We start from the raw sequence: 371 nt of genomic DNA, 5'->3' as shown, positions 1-371 counted from the left end.
CGATACGGCGTGGTTCTCAATGCTGGATTCGGAATGGCCGGCGATTGATGCAGGGTTTGAACAGTGGCTATCGGACGCTAACCAGACCGGCTCCGGACAGCTGAAAACCCTGGCCGAGTGCAGACATTGAAACGCTGACAGGGAGGGACGTGCGCGATGCCGCTGTAGGAGCGAGCTTGCTCGCGAAAAAAAGCCCAGGCAACACGTTCACTCTGGATAAAACGTGAGGCCCGGGTTCTTCGCGAGCAAGCTCGCTCCTACATAAAGCCTTAGCTGACTGGGATCAGGTGTTTGGCCAGCACCGCGATATGCTCCGGCCCGATCCCGCAGCAGCCGCCCAGGTGGCTGGCACCGCGGGCCTGCCAATCGGC

General features: G+C 60.6%; 1 protein-coding gene. It reads right to left on the bottom strand.

The genetic code is table 11. The features are described from left to right. Window positions 1-269 precede the first annotated feature (269 nt). Window positions 270-371 (bottom strand): homocysteine S-methyltransferase family protein (locus AC0L3U_RS38660; protein WP_473365001.1); only part of this gene is annotated, 102 nt, incomplete at its 5' end.

The sequence above is a fragment of the Bradyrhizobium sp. Kon69 genome (assembly GCF_055807515.1).
The sequence above is the reverse complement of the archived record's forward strand: the minus strand, read 5'-3'. Positions and strand labels throughout refer to the sequence as shown.